The sequence below is a fragment of the Streptomyces sp. 891-h genome (assembly GCF_022760275.1).
Lineage (GTDB): Bacteria > Actinomycetota > Actinomycetes > Streptomycetales > Streptomycetaceae > Streptomyces > Streptomyces spirodelae.
Map to the genome: position 1 here is coordinate 2733435 of NZ_CP050693.1, position 12869 is coordinate 2746303.

Sequence of the window (12869 nt, forward strand, 5' to 3'; positions counted from 1 at the left end):
GCACCCTCCGCGGCGTGGTGTCGCGGCCTCGCGTCGTCCCTGCGCACAGCCCTTCCGTTCCTCTTGCCCAACCTGCTCACGGCCGGAACACCGATGCCGGATGGCACCCGATGTCACCGCCGCTTGCCCACCATACGGCAGTTGTGCGCTACCTCACTCTTCCGTCGCGGGGCGCAGATGGACGATGTCACCGGCAGCGACCGGACGCTGTACACCCTGTTCCGTGGCGATGACGAGTCGGCCGTCGCCGTCCACCGCGACGGCCTCCCCGACGAGGGCTTCGCCGCCGCTGCTGGTGCCGCCGCTGCTGGTGCCGCCGCCCGGCAGGGTTGCCCGTACGGTTCTGCCGAGCGTTACGCAGCCCGCGGCGTAGGCGTCGAGGAGGGCGGTAGGGGTCGCCTGGCCGGTGGCTGTGGCCGTCGGGTCGCCGTTCACGGCCGTCCAGCGGCCGTACCAGTCCGCCACGGCGCGCAGCACCGCGCGCAGCAGTGGATCGCGGTCCGTGCCCCGGGCACCGGCGATGGCCAGGGAACCGGCGGTCGGCACGGGCAGCTCGTCCTCGCGGAGCGTCACGTTCAGGCCGATACCGAGGACGACGGACTCCGCGTCGACGCGCTCCGCCAGAATGCCGCCGATCTTGCGCTCGCCGCCCTTTCCTGTGGTCAGCACGTCGTTCGGCCACTTCAGGCCGGTGTCGACGCCCGCCGTCCGGGCGACGGCGCTCGCCGTGGCGACCCCGGCCAGCAGCGGAATCCATCCCCAGCGCTCCGGCGGGGGCTCCGGCCGGAACAGCACCGAGAAGAACAGTCCTGAGCGGGGCGGGGCCGTCCAGGCTCGGTCGAGGCGGCCCTTGCCCGCCGTCTGCTCCTCCGCGACGAGGACGCTGCCCGGTGCGGCTGTGCCTTTTCTGGCGCGGTCGGCCAGTTCCGTGTTGGTCGAGCCGATCGACTCGACGACCTCCAGGTCGGTCCAGAGGGAGTCCTCGCCGAGGAGGGCTTTGCGGAGGGCCGTCTGGTTGAGCGGGGGGCGGTCCAGGTCGGACCAACGCTTGGACGTCATACCGCCAGGCTATTGGTACCCGTCCCTGCGGGGTGGCCCCGCCGGTTGTGGACGCACGCCCCGTTTGCGTCCCGGCTCGCCGCCGAGTGGTCGTGTCGAGGGGCGAACCCCTCACGGGGTGGCCCCCCGCTTGTGGACGCACGCCCCGTTTGTTGCTTCGGCTCGCCGCCGAGTGGTCGTGTTGGAGGGCTCCGCCCCCCAACAGCCCCCCGCTAGGTGGGCTTCGCCCCCCTAGGACCCCCCTGCCGCATGGGACCACCCTATTGCCTTTCAAGGCCACCCTCAGTGGTGCGGGTCCTTGGACCGGCCGGTGACGACCCTGCGGGAGTCACCGGCCGGACCAAGGGCCTCAACGATGGGTTGGAGTGGGTGAACGTCTACGGGAATGTGCTGTTGCGGAAGGGGGCTCCTAGGGGGGCGAAGCCCCCGTAGCGGGGGGTGGTTGGGTGGGGGTCCCCCCGGACGGAGTCTGGGGGAGGAGCCCCCCAACGCCCGTCCGGCGAGGACCCGGGGGTTTGGGGGCGGAGCCCCCATCAACGACAGAGGGTCAGAGGGCCGGGCCCTCAGCCAATGGAGGCGGCGCCCAGCCGGCGTCGGGCCCTCATCCCGATGGTGGGGCGGCGCAACCGCCGGAGGCTTCAGTGTGGTCAACGACGCACTCCGTAAGCGGCAGGTCGCAGATAGCCTACGGGTCGGTAGCCAACCCGCGACGGTAAGGAGCCCTCCGAGATGTCCTCGCCCAGCGAGACGCCCAGTCCCGACATCGACGACCTCGACATCCACACCACCGCGGGCAAGCTCGCGGATTTCGAACGCCGCACCCAGGAAGCCGTCCACGCGGGCTCCGAACGAGCAGTGGAGAAGCAGCACGCGAAGGGCAAGCTGACCGCGCGCGAGCGCATCGAGCTGCTCCTCGACGAGGGCTCGTTCACCGAGCTGGACGAGTTCGCGCGGCACCGGTCGACCAATTTCGGGCTGGAGCAGAACCGCCCGTACGGGGACGGCGTGGTCACCGGCTACGGCACCGTCGACGGCCGCCCCGTCTGCGTCTTCTCGCAGGACTTCACCATCTTCGGCGGCGCGCTGGGCGAGGTGTACGGCGAGAAGATCGTGAAGGTCATGGACTTCGCGCTGAAGACGGGCTGTCCCGTCGTCGGTATCAACGACGGCGGCGGTGCCCGTATCCAGGAGGGCGTGGCGGCGCTCGGCCTGTTCGCGGAGATCTTCCGCCGTAATACGCACGCCTCCGGGGTGATCCCGCAGGTCTCGCTGATCCTGGGCCCGTGCGCCGGCGGAGCCGTCTACTCCCCGGCCATCACGGACTTCACGGTGATGGTGGACCAGACCTCGCACATGTTCATCACCGGCCCTGACGTGATCAAGACGGTCACCGGTGAGGACGTCGGGTTCGAGGAGCTGGGCGGAGCCCGCACGCACAACGCGACCTCCGGCGTCGCGCACCACATGGCGGGGGACGAGAAGGACGCCATCGAGTACGTGAAGGCGCTGCTGTCCTACCTCCCCTCCAACAACCTCTCCGAGCCGCCGGGCTACCCGGAGGACGCGGATCTGGAGACCTCGGAGGAGGACCGGGAGCTCGACGCGCTGATCCCGGACTCGGCGAACCAGCCGTACGACATGCACACGGTGATCGAGCACGTGCTGGACGACGGTGAGTTCCTGGAGACGCAGGCGCTGTTCGCGCCGAACATCGTCACCGGGTTCGGCCGTATCGAGGGCCAGTCGGTGGGTGTGGTGGCCAATCAGCCGCTGCAGTTCGCGGGCTGTCTCAACATCGACGCGTCCGAGAAGGCGGCGCGGTTCGTGCGTACCTGCGACGCGTTCAACATTCCGGTGCTGACCTTCGTGGATGTGCCCGGCTTCCTGCCCGGTACCGACCAGGAGTACGACGGGATCATCCGGCGCGGCGCCAAGCTGATCTACGCGTACGCGGAGGCGACGGTGCCGCTGATCACGGTGATCACGCGGAAGGCGTTCGGTGGCGCGTACGACGTGATGGGGTCCAAGCATCTGGGCGCCGATCTCAACTTCGCCTGGCCGACGGCGCAGATCGCGGTGATGGGGGCGCAGGGCGCGGTAAACATCCTGCACCGCAAGAAGCTGGCCGCTGCCGGTACGCCGGAGGAGACCGAGGAGCTGCGTGCCCGGCTCACCCAGGAGTACGAGGACGCGCTGCTCAACCCGTATGTGGCGGCCGAGCGCGGCTATGTGGACGCGGTGATCCGTCCGGCGGAGACCCGCCGGCACATCACCCGCGGTCTGCGCACGCTGCGCACCAAGCGGGAACAGCTCCCGCCGAAGAAGCACGGCAACATCCCGCTGTGAGGAGGCCGCGATGACGACGGAGTCCATCGGGACCGGGCCCGCGGACGCCGCGGGCCCGGCCGCACCCGGCGAACAGCCCATTCGGGTCGTACGGGGCAATCCGACGCCCGAGGAGCTGGCCGCCGCGCTGGCGGTGGTACGGGTGCGCGCTTCGGCCGCTTCGGCCGGTGAGCCGACCCGTGAGGCGCCGAGCGCCTGGTCCGATCCGGCGCGCACCGTGCCGGGGCCGCTGCCGGCGCCCGCTCCCGGCGCCTGGCGCCGAACGTTCTGGCCGGGCTGACGCATTCGGCGCGCAGCGGCGCGTCCGCGGGGCGCCTGCGCCTGAGTACGCGTACTCAGGCGCAGGCGCCCCGGCGCGGCCACCATGGGCGCATGCTGTGGTCCGATCCCCGAGATGAGCCGCCGCCGGAGCTGAGCAGGACCCAGGAGAAGGTCAACCGCCTCGGCTGGGTGTTATTGGTGGTCACCGGAGTGGTGATGCTGCTGCTCTTGTCGGTGGCGTACTCGTAGTCGCGGTCGGTCGCGTAGTCGGGAGCAGGGTGCGCGAGGCGTGCGCCGACTCCCTACGATGGCCCGCATGAGTGCTCCGCGTCTTGTCCTGGCCTCCGCTTCCCCTGCCCGTCTCGCGCTGCTGCGGCAGGCGGGGATGGATCCCGAGGTGGTGGTCAGCGGGGTGGACGAGGAGGCGCTGAGCGCCCCGACCCCCGCGCAGTTGGCCCTGGTGCTCGCCGAGGCGAAGGCCACCGCGGTCGCCGCGCGTGCCGAGGCCGCGGGGGCGCTGGTCGTCGGCTGCGACTCGGTCCTGGAGCTGGACGGGCGGCCGCTGGGCAAGCCGGCGGACGCGGAGGAGGCGACGGCGCGCTGGAAGGACATGCGGGGCCGCTCGGGGGTGCTGCACACCGGGCACTGTGTGGTGGACACGCGCGCCTCGGGCGAGGAGGGGCGCCGCTCGGTGACGGCGTCGACGGCGGTGCACTTCGGGGAGCCGAGCGACGAGGAGATCGCCGCCTACGTGGCCAGCGGTGAACCGCTGCACGTGGCGGGCGCGTTCACGCTGGACGGCCGCTCGGGGCCGTTCGTCGACGGCATCGAGGGCGACCACGGCAATGTGCTGGGTCTGTCGCTGCCCACGCTGCGCAGGCTGCTGCGGGACTTGGGCGTGCGGATCACGGACCTGTGGGCTCCGCGCTGACCCCGGAGCCGTCGGCCGGCGGGCCGGCGGCGGGCTCGGCGGGTTGCCCGGCAGGCTCGCCGTACCAGGTCAACGACCAGACGATCAGTCCGAGGACGCCCATCATCACCACGAAGGCGAGCCAGCCGACGAGGCCGACGGAGAAGGCGCCGAGCACCCCGTGCACCACCGCGCAGCTGATCAGCGCGATGCGCAGAAAGCCGCGTGGCGGCACGTCACGGACCGCCGTACGGACGAGGATCAGCGCGCAGCCGAGGACGTAGCCGCCGACGAGTACGGCGCCGATCACCGCGGATATCGTCATGGCGCGCGGCTCGATGCCCGCCAGGGACATCTGCTGCGCGTCGGCGACCTTGCCGAGGAAGAGATTGAGGCCCACGAGTACGGCCGCCTCCACCGTGAGGACCAGCGCGGTCACCGCGGCCACCGCCCGTCTGCGCCCTGCCACTTGGCCACCTCTTCCGTCGTGTTCCGCCGCGTTCCGTCGCGTTCCGCCGTTTTTCGCCGTGTGTTGCGTGCTGGTGCCTGTCGTGCTGTCGGTTCGGTCGTTACTCCAGGTACGTGCTCTTGGCAGGGCGAACGCTACTCACGGGTACAAGCCGGGGCAAGGGAAACGACGCAAAGCAAAATTTCTCCCTTCCAGTCGTAGGGACTCCACAAAGACGAGACGTTGAGACGTACGACTCCGACAGAGAGCTAGCCCACATGCCTGAGGCGGGCGAACCGAGCCCGAATGCGGCGTACCGTGGGACAACGAGGGGAGATCCGGTTCTGCGCGACCCACGGGTGACACTCCGTGTGGGCAAGCTCACCCCCCTTGGCGGCTCGGCGTCAGGTGTCGCCTGTACCTAAACTCAGCTTGTTTCAAGGAGGGAGCCATCGTGCGCAAGGTGCTCATCGCCAACCGCGGCGAAATCGCCGTCCGCGTCGCCCGCGCGTGCCGGGATGCGGGAATCGCGAGCGTCGCCGTTTACGCCGAGCCGGACCGGGACGCGCTGCACGTCCGCGTGGCCGACGAGGCATTCGCCCTGGGCGGTGACACCCCGGCGGCGAGTTATCTGGACTTCGACAAGGTACTCAAGGCCGCCGCCGACTCGGGCGCCGACGCCGTACACCCCGGCTACGGATTCCTCTCCGAGAACGCCGACTTCGCGCAGGCCGTCATCGACGCGGGCCTCAACTGGATCGGCCCGCCCCCGCAGGCCATCCGCGACCTGGGCGACAAGGTCGCGGCTCGGCACATCGCGCAGCGCGCCGGCGCGCCGCTGGTCGCGGGTACCAAGGACCCGGTCTCGGGCGCCGAGGAAGTCGTCGCGTTCGCCGAGGAGCACGGCCTGCCCATCGCCATCAAGGCCGCCTTCGGCGGCGGCGGGCGCGGTCTGAAGGTCGCCCGCACGCTGGAGGAGGTCCCCGAGCTGTACGACTCGGCGGTGCGCGAGGCCGTGGCCGCCTTCGGCCGCGGCGAGTGCTTCGTCGAGCGCTACCTGGACCGCCCCCGGCACGTGGAGACCCAGTGCCTGGCCGACAAGCACGGCAACGTGGTCGTCGTCTCCACCCGTGACTGCTCCCTCCAGCGCCGCCACCAGAAGCTGGTCGAGGAGGCCCCGGCGCCGTATCTGACGGACGAGCAGAACGCCGAGCTCTACCGCGCCTCCAAGGCCATCCTGCGCGAGGCCGGCTACGAGGGCGCCGGCACCTGCGAGTTCCTCGTCGGCCAGGACGGCGCCATCTCCTTCCTGGAGGTCAACACCCGCCTCCAGGTCGAGCACCCGGTCACCGAGGAGGTCACCGGCATCGACCTGGTCCGCGAGATGTTCCGGATCGCCGACGGCGAGGAGCTCGGCTACGACGATCCCCCGCTGCGCGGTCACTCCTTCGAGTTCCGTATCAACGGCGAGGACCCGGGCCGCAACTTCCTCCCGGCGCCCGGCACCGTCACCACGTTCGCGCCGCCGTCCGGGCCCGGCGTCCGGCTCGACGCCGGTGTGGAGTCCGGCTCGGTGATCGGCCCGGCGTGGGACTCGCTGCTGGCCAAGCTCATCGTCTCCGGCTCCACCCGACAGCAGGCCCTGCAGCGGGCCGCGCGGGCGCTGGACGAGTTCGAGGTGACCGGTATGGCCACCGCGATCCCCTTCCACCGCACGGTGGTTCGGGACGCCGCCTTCGCACCCGAGGTCAACGGCCGCGAGGGCGCGCCCTTCGACGTCCACACGCGGTGGATCGAGACGGAGTTCGTCAACGACATCAAGCCGTTCGCCGCGCCCGGTGCCGGCGAGGCCGCCGACGAGGACGAGGCCGGGGGCCGCGAGACCGTGGTGGTCGAGGTCGGCGGCAAGCGTCTGGAGGTCTCCCTGCCGTCCTCGCTGGGCATGCCGCTGGCGCGGGCCGCCGTCGAGGGCGGGGCGCGCAAGCCGCGGCGGAAGGCCGCCAAGAAGTCCGGCTCGGCCGCCTCGGGCGACGCGCTCGCCTCTCCCATGCAGGGCACCATCGTCAAGGTCGCCGTCGAGGAGGGCCAGCAGGTCGAGGAGGGTGAACTCATCATCGTCCTGGAGGCGATGAAGATGGAGCAGCCGCTGAACGCGCACCGCGCCGGCACGGTGAAGGACCTCCGCGCGGAGATCGGCGCCTCCGTGACGTCGGGCGCCGTCATCTGCGAGATCAAGGACTGACGCGTCGGCCTCTGGTGCGGCGGTGCCTTTTCGCGGGCGCCGCTGCCCCCTTCTTCCCGCCGCTGCCTTCTTTCCGCCGCAGCGGCGAGGTGCGCAACGGACGCAATCGGCGGTGCCGAACCGGCCTCAGCCGGTGAGTTCGGCACCGCCGGTCACGCAGACTGTGGCTGATCACCGCTGCGGCGGGAAGGGAGCGCGGCGCGAAGAGGCAGGCGGCGGGACGGGTCAGCGGGGGCGCACGACGAGGGTGCCGGTGGGGGCCGTTTCGACCCGGGCTCCGAAGGGGGCGCTGATCCGGTCCAGGGTGGCTCGCAGCCACTCGGTGTCCGCGGGCGAGGCCCGCACCAGACGCATCCGGCGCGCCTGGAAGGGGATCAGCCGTACTGCGGACGCCGTTCCGGTCTCCGTGTCGAGCGTGACGGCGTGGAGCAGGCGCAGATCGTCGCGGTAGGCGGCGTGGCCGCTGATGCCCTCGTAGTCGTCGATGAAGTCCCCGCAGCCGTAGAGGACGAGCCTGCCCCGGTAGAGCTCGACGGGGCGCGGGTGGTGCGAGGAGTGGCCGTGGACCAGGTCCACGCCGCCGTCGATCAGCGCGTGTGCGAACCGCACCTGCTCGGGCGGCACCTCGTAGCCCCAGTTCGAGCCCCAGTGGACCGAGGCGACGGCGAGGTCGCCGGGGCCTTTCGACCCGGCCAACTGGCCGCTGACGTCCGCCGCGTCAGCCGGTGACGCCTCCAGTACGAGACGCAGGCCCGGCCGCTGGTCCGTCGCGGCCCAGTGTCCGGGGATGCCGCTGGACGGTGATCCCATCGAGGTGACGAGCACCCGGCCGCCGTCCGCGCCGAGCGGCGCTGTCGCCGGGGTCCGGGCCTCGGCCGCGTTCCGGCCCGCGCCCGCTGTCCGCAGCCCGGCCTCGGTGAGGGTGTCGAGGGTTTCCAGCAGACCTGCGACGCCGAAGTCGAGCACGTGGTTGTTGGCCAGTACGGTCACCTCGGGCCGGGCGACGGCGAGCGCCGCCACATTGGCGGGGCTCATCCGGTAGTGCACGTCCTTGCACGGGGCGAAGTCGCCGCTGCGCGTGACGCTGGTCTCCAGGTTGCAGATCCGCACGTCGGGAGCCAGCTCGTCGAGCGCACGCAGGGCCTCGCCCCAGGGCCGGCCGAAGTCAGCCGGGCGCGGTACGGGGCCGTTCTCCGTCTCGGCGAGTTCCAGATAGACCCCGGCGTCCCGCACGCAGGGTTCTCGCAGTGCGGGGTCGCCGGGGTACGGCAGGATCTGGTCGACGCCGCGCCCCAGCATGACGTCGCCGGTCAGGGCGAGTGTCACCACGTTCCCGGACACGTTTCCCACGGTAAAACTCCGGCGGGCTCTACCGCCGTCTGGGCGCCAGGTCCGCCACCCGAGGCGGACCCCCGGCGGCTGAGCGCAGATGGGTGGGGGCGCCCTGGTTCGGGCTCCCTCCCTGCGCTGCGGCCCGGCGCGGGGTCGGCATGGGGACCTCGGAGCGCCCCCTCTCGGGCGCGGCGGGGGAGGTTCCGGCCACGGCGATCTGCACGCCGTGGTCGGCCAGCGCCTGCAACTCGGTCTCGGCACGGTCGTCGTGCGGCGGCGGCTCGTCCGTCACCAGCCGGGTGATCACATCCGTGGGCACCGTCTGGAACATGGTGTCGGTCCCCAGCTTGGTGTGGTCGGCGAGGACCACCACCTCGCCGGCCGCCTGCACCAGTGCCCGGTCCACGCTTGCGGAGAGCATGTTGGAGGTGGACAGGCCGCGCTCGGCCGTCAGCCCGCTGCCGGACAGGAAAGCGCGGGAGACCCGCAGCCCCTGCAGCGACTGCTCGGCGCCGCTGCCGACCAGCGCGTAGTTGGAGCCGCGCAGGGTGCCGCCGGTCATCACCACCTCGACCCGGTTGGCGTGCGCCAGGGCCTGCGCAACCAGCAGCGAGTTGGTGACGACGGTCAGTCCTGGCACTCTTGCGAGCCGTCGTGCGAGTTCCTGGGTCGTCGTACCGGCTCCGACGACGACGGCCTCGCCCTCCTGTACGAGGCCCGCGGCGAGGTCGGCGATGGCCGTTTTCTCCGCGGTGGCCAGGTGCGATTTCTGGGGGAAGCCGGACTCCCGGGTGAAGCCTCCCGGCAGCACGGCTCCGCCGTGACGGCGGTCGAGGAGTCCTTCGGCCTCCAGCGCCCGTACGTCACGGCGCACGGTCACCTCGGAGGTCTGGACGACGCGGGCGAGCTCGCGGAGCGAGACCGCTCCGTTGGCGCGCACCATTTCAAGGATCAATTGACGACGTTCCGCAGCGAACACGGAACTGACAGTAACGCGGACGACCGTCTGCTTTCAGCGCTATGCGCCGATTAACAGAAGTTGTTCGTACGGCGGCGCTCAACGTGGTATAGGGGATCGTTCCGGACAGAGCCTTTTCGTTCGGCTCCGGGCGCCCGGCGTCAGTGCAGCTCGGCCATCTTGCGAGTGTGCAGTTGGCGGGCCACCTCGGCGATGGAGCCGGTGAGCGAGGGGTAGACCGTGAACGTGTTCGCGATCTGCTCGACGGTCAGATTGTTGTCAACCGCGATCGAGATCGGATGGATCAGCTCGCTGGCCCGCGGTGCGACGACCACACCGCCGACGATGATCCCGGTGCCCGGGCGGCAGAACAGCTTCACGAAGCCGTCCCTGATGCCCTGCATCTTCGCGCGCGGGTTGCGCAGCAGCGGCAGCTTGACGACCCGCGCCTCGATCGCGCCCTTGTCGACGTCCGCCTGGGAGTAGCCGACGGTCGCGATCTCGGGGTCGGTGAACACGTTCGCCGAGACCGTCCTGAGGTCGAGCGGGTTCACCGTGTCGCCGAGGAAGTGGTACATCGCGATCCTGCCCTGCATGGCCGCGACAGAGGCCAGCGCGAGGACACCGGTGCAGTCGCCCGCCGCGTAGACGCCGGGGGCCGAGGTGCGGGAGACCTTGTCGGTCCAGATGTGGCCCGACTCCTTGAGCCGGACCCCGGCCTCCTCCAGGCCCATGTCCGCGGTGTTCGGAATGGCGCCGACCGCCACCAGGCAGTGGGTACCGGTGATCGTCCGGCCGTCCTGGAGCGTGACCTCCACCCGGTCGTCCTCGGTCCTCTTGGCGGAGGCCGCACGGGAGCGGCTCATCACGTTCATCCCGCGCCGCCGGAAGACGTCCTCCAGCACCGCTGCCGCGTCCGGGTCCTCGCCCGGCAGCACCCTCTCGCGCGAGGAGACCAGGGTGACCTGGGAGCCGAGGGCCTGGTAGGCGCCGGCGAACTCGGCTCCGGTGACGCCGGAACCGATGACGATGAGCTCCTCGGGCTGCTCGGTGAGGTCGTAGAGCTGCGTCCAGTTCAGAATGCGCTCGCCGTCCGGGCGGGCGTCCGGGATCTCGCGCGGGTGGCCCCCGGTGGCGATCAGCACGGCGTCAGCGGTGAGCTGCTCCTGGCTGCCGTCGGCCGCCGTAACGGTGACGACGCGGGAGCCGTCGGCCGCCTGGCCTGGCTCCAGCCTGCCGCGGCCGCGCACGACGCGGCCGCCCGCGCGGGTGACCGAGGCGGTGATGTCGTGCGACTGGGCGAGGGCGAGGCGTTTGACCCGGCGGTTGACCTTGCGGATGTCGACGCCGACGACGCGGGCCGGGTCGTCGGGGTCGTGGGTCTTGTCCTCGACCCGGATGCCGAGCTCCTCGTACGAGGAGTCGAAGTTGGTCATCACCTCGGCGGTGGCGATCAGCGTCTTGGACGGTACGCAGTCGGTGAGCACCGAGGCACCGCCGAGGCCGTCGCAGTCGACGACGGAGACTTCCGCGCCGAGCTGCGCAGCCACCAGGGCTGCTTCGTATCCGCCAGGGCCGCCGCCGATGATCACGATCCGAGTCACATGGTCCATTGTCCCGCACCCGTCATGACTCCCGCGCGGTGGGGGCTCCCTCCCCGTGGGGCGGCGCGGGCCCGGCTCCCCGTGAGGCTCTCCGTGAGGGGGAACCTTCCGGGACGAGGGGCGCCGCTACTCTCGAAGGATGTCGCTCTACGCCGCGTACGCCGGCAATCTCGACGCCCGTCTGATGGCTCGCCGTGCTCCGCACTCTCCGCTGCGGGGCACCGGCTGGCTCACGGACTGGCGGCTCACCTTCGGGGGCGAGCACATGGGGTGGGACGGGGCGCTGGCCACGATCGTGGAGGCGCCGCGCTGCCAGACCTTTGTGGCGCTGTACGACATCGCGCCGATGGACGAGGACTCCGTGGACCGGTGGGAGGGCGTCGGGCTGGACATATACCGGCGGATGCGGGTTCGGGTGCACACCATGGAGGGCGAGGAGCCCGCGTGGTGTTTCGTCCTCAACGGTTACGAGGGCGGTCTGCCCTCGGCCCGCTACCTGGGGGACATCGCGGACGCCGCGGAGTCGGCGGGGGCGCCGCACGACTATGTGATGGAGATCCGTAAGCGCCCCTGCTGAGGCGCTGCGCCGGCTGGTGCCGATGGGCTGATGAGGGGGTGCCCCTTGCTGCTCGTTGCAGGCTGCGGGTGTGTGGTGGCTTGTCGCGCCGTTCCCCGCGCCCCTGAAGAGCCACCCTCTTGCGCTTGGGCAGTCCGCGCCTGGGGATGGCGCCTGGCAGATGGCACCGCCGCGGACGCGGTTCGGCCGTGTGTTCGTCCGGACTTGCGTCCCACGTCTACGCGCGTAGGCGATAACGGGCTACCCTCGTCGCGTGAACGCTTCTGCCACGACGCACAACGCCGACGACCCTTACCGCTCCGCCGAGGAGGCCGCGGCCAAGCTGCGGGCCCTGACCGGCGAGGACAGTCACGATGTGGCCCTCGTCATGGGCTCGGGCTGGGTGCCCGCCGCCGACACGCTCGGAGTGGCCGACCACGAACTCGCGGTCACCGAGCTGCCGGGGTTCCCGCCCCCGACCGCGGCCGGACATGCCGGCAAGATCCGCTCGCACCGGGTGGGCGACAAGCGCGCGCTCGTCTTCCTCGGCCGTACGCACGCGTACGAGGGCCGCGGTGTCGCGGCCGTCGCGCACGGGGTGCGCACGGCCGTGGCGGCGGGTTGCAAGACGATCGTCCTGACCAACGGCTGCGGCGGGCTGCGCCCTGGTATGCGGCCGGGCCAGCCGGTACTGATCAGCGACCACATCAATCTGACCGCCAGCTCCCCCATCGTCGGCGCCAACTTCGTCGACCTGACCGACCTGTACTCGCCCCGGCTGCGGGCGCTGTGCAAGGAGATCGACCCGACGCTCGAAGAGGGCGTCTACGTCCAGTTCCCCGGGCCGCACTACGAGACGCCGGCCGAGATCGGTTTCGTCCGGACGATCGGCGGAGACCTGGTGGGCATGTCCACCGTTCTGGAGGCCATCGCCGCACGTGAGGCCGGGGCCGAGGTGCTGGGTGTCTCCCTGGTGACCAACCTCGCCGCCGGGATGACGGGTGAGCCCCTCAACCACGAAGAGGTCCTCCAGGCGGGCCGGGACTCGGCGGTGCGGATGGGGACGCTGCTCGGCGAGGTGCTGAAGCGGCTCTAGCCCCAGCCCTCCCGTCCGGTTCTCCCCACGCGGCTCCCCCCGTGCCCCTCCCACCCT

Annotated in this window: 12 protein-coding genes; 7 read left to right on the plus strand and 5 right to left on the minus strand. The window is 71.2% G+C overall.

Annotation, left to right across the window (positions count from 1 at the left end; genetic code table 11):
* Positions 1–153: 153 nt before the first annotated feature.
* Positions 154–1059, minus strand: coding sequence for a biotin--[acetyl-CoA-carboxylase] ligase (locus HC362_RS11680; protein ID WP_243083898.1), 906 nt, complete (start codon positions 1057–1059; stop codon positions 154–156).
* A 729-nt stretch (positions 1060–1788) separates the two neighbouring features.
* Between HC362_RS11680 and HC362_RS11685 the strand changes: the two genes are divergently transcribed.
* From HC362_RS11685 to HC362_RS11700, 4 genes are all read left to right on the plus strand, one after another.
* Positions 1789–3405, plus strand: a complete 1617-nt coding sequence (locus HC362_RS11685; protein WP_243083899.1) for an acyl-CoA carboxylase subunit beta — start codon at positions 1789–1791, stop codon at positions 3403–3405.
* A 79-nt stretch (positions 3406–3484) separates the two neighbouring features.
* Positions 3485–3685, plus strand: coding sequence for an acyl-CoA carboxylase subunit epsilon (locus HC362_RS11690; RefSeq protein ID WP_243088506.1), 201 nt, complete (start codon positions 3485–3487; stop codon positions 3683–3685).
* Positions 3686–3777: 92 nt separating this feature from the next.
* Positions 3778–3915, plus strand: a complete 138-nt coding sequence (locus tag HC362_RS11695; protein WP_243083900.1) for a hypothetical protein — start codon at positions 3778–3780, stop codon at positions 3913–3915.
* A gap of 58 nt (positions 3916–3973) precedes the next feature.
* On the plus strand, positions 3974–4597 hold the full coding sequence (locus HC362_RS11700) for a nucleoside triphosphate pyrophosphatase (protein ID WP_243083901.1): 624 nt from the start codon (positions 3974–3976) through the stop codon (positions 4595–4597).
* Here HC362_RS11700 and HC362_RS11705 read toward each other — a convergent pair.
* Entirely contained in the window at positions 4572–5045 is a 474-nt protein-coding gene (locus HC362_RS11705; protein ID WP_243083902.1) for a hypothetical protein, read from the minus strand. The genes HC362_RS11700 and HC362_RS11705 overlap by 26 nt on opposite strands.
* Before the next feature lie 433 nt (positions 5046–5478).
* Here HC362_RS11705 and HC362_RS11710 point away from each other — a divergent pair, with 433 nt between their 5' ends.
* A complete protein-coding gene (locus HC362_RS11710) occupies positions 5479–7266 on the plus strand; it encodes a biotin carboxylase N-terminal domain-containing protein (RefSeq protein ID WP_243083903.1) in 1788 nt (595 codons plus the stop codon).
* Between the two features lie 225 nt (positions 7267–7491).
* Here the strand turns inward: HC362_RS11710 and HC362_RS11715 are convergent, their stop codons facing one another.
* From HC362_RS11715 to HC362_RS11725, 3 genes are all read right to left on the minus strand, one after another.
* Entirely contained in the window at positions 7492–8607 is a 1116-nt protein-coding gene (locus HC362_RS11715) for a CapA family protein (protein ID WP_243083904.1), read from the minus strand.
* Between the two features lie 28 nt (positions 8608–8635).
* Positions 8636–9577 carry a DeoR/GlpR family DNA-binding transcription regulator gene (locus HC362_RS11720; protein ID WP_279240093.1) on the minus strand — a complete coding sequence of 314 codons (942 nt, stop codon included), beginning with the start codon at positions 9575–9577 and terminating at the stop codon, positions 8636–8638.
* Positions 9578–9717: 140 nt separating this feature from the next.
* Complete coding sequence (locus HC362_RS11725) at positions 9718–11169, minus strand: NAD(P)H-quinone dehydrogenase (protein ID WP_243083905.1); 1452 nt, start codon at positions 11167–11169, stop codon at positions 9718–9720.
* Between the two features lie 130 nt (positions 11170–11299).
* Between HC362_RS11725 and HC362_RS11730 the strand changes: the two genes are divergently transcribed.
* Positions 11300–11737, plus strand: a complete 438-nt coding sequence (locus HC362_RS11730; protein WP_209268712.1) for a gamma-glutamylcyclotransferase — start codon at positions 11300–11302, stop codon at positions 11735–11737.
* Positions 11738–11990: 253 nt separating this feature from the next.
* Positions 11991–12812, plus strand: a complete 822-nt coding sequence (locus HC362_RS11735; RefSeq protein WP_243083906.1) for a purine-nucleoside phosphorylase — start codon at positions 11991–11993, stop codon at positions 12810–12812.
* Positions 12813–12869: the final 57 nt, after the last annotated feature.

Coding starts and splice junctions, on each gene's coding strand:
- HC362_RS11680 (WP_243083898.1), bottom strand. CDS start 1,059: ATGACGTCCAAGCGTTGGTCCGACCTGGACCGCCCCCCGCTCAACCAG.
- HC362_RS11685 (WP_243083899.1), top strand. CDS start 1,789: ATGTCCTCGCCCAGCGAGACGCCCAGTCCCGACATCGACGACCTCGAC.
- HC362_RS11695 (WP_243083900.1), top strand. CDS start 3,778: ATGCTGTGGTCCGATCCCCGAGATGAGCCGCCGCCGGAGCTGAGCAGG.
- HC362_RS11700 (WP_243083901.1), top strand. CDS start 3,974: ATGGCCCGCATGAGTGCTCCGCGTCTTGTCCTGGCCTCCGCTTCCCCT.
- HC362_RS11725 (WP_243083905.1), bottom strand. CDS start 11,169: ATGGACCATGTGACTCGGATCGTGATCATCGGCGGCGGCCCTGGCGGA.
- HC362_RS11730 (WP_209268712.1), top strand. CDS start 11,300: ATGTCGCTCTACGCCGCGTACGCCGGCAATCTCGACGCCCGTCTGATG.